Annotated in this window: 1 pseudogene; it reads right to left on the reverse strand. The window is 32.1% G+C overall.

The features are described 5' to 3' along the window. Window positions 1–415, reverse strand: a pseudogene (locus tag KA858_RS06640) (transposase); the annotation flags it as partial. Window positions 416–775 lie beyond the last annotated feature (360 nt).

Raw genomic sequence — 775 nt, forward strand, 5'->3', positions numbered from 1 at the left:
TCGGACAGACATCCGAGTGAAACCCAAAATAGCCTTCATAAATCCAAAAACAGGTTCCACATCAATTTTTCTTTGACTGTAGATATTTTTTGTTTCTGGTTCTGAAAGCTTTTTGTTAATTTGGGATTTAAAATATTCCCAATTATAATTCTTCATTATTCTTTTTGTTTGTTTTTGAATTGAAGTTCATATATTGAATTTTCAGAGGACATTCTGAACAATCATCACATTCATATAATTTGAAGTCTCGCTTATAACCATACTTATCATGACGATAGACATATCTTTTAAAACCTAGCCGTTTATTATTCGGACAAATGAATTCGTCATTAATTTCGTCATAGTCACAATTTTGAGTATTAAAGATGTCACTTTTATATTTTTTAGTTTTATCTTTTATAAACATTCCAAATGTAAAATTACATATAAATACAAAGTATTTTGGCGAGACTCTTACGTTGAATATTAATGAACATAAGTGCTAACGCACTTATGTAAGAAATTCTAGAGATGAATGACGAATGTTGTTGCGCGCGGGGCCCCAGCAAAGAGATTTTCAATATGAAAATTTACAAATAAAGCAAGCTGGGGTTGAGGGACTTAAGTGTTTTCACACTTAAGTAAGTAGTTCTAATGATTAAAATCAAAGAACTACTTTAGAGCCTTTCCCACAGGAAAGCGTCGCAACTATAATGAGTGAATATGCATCTAAGAATTTCTTTAGAAGACTACAGGCTGAAGCTGTCCCCTAAGAAAGCGAGCCAACAATACGAAG

This window comes from Staphylococcus sp. GDX8P80P, from assembly GCF_017893095.1.
Lineage (GTDB): Bacteria > Bacillota > Bacilli > Staphylococcales > Staphylococcaceae > Staphylococcus > Staphylococcus borealis.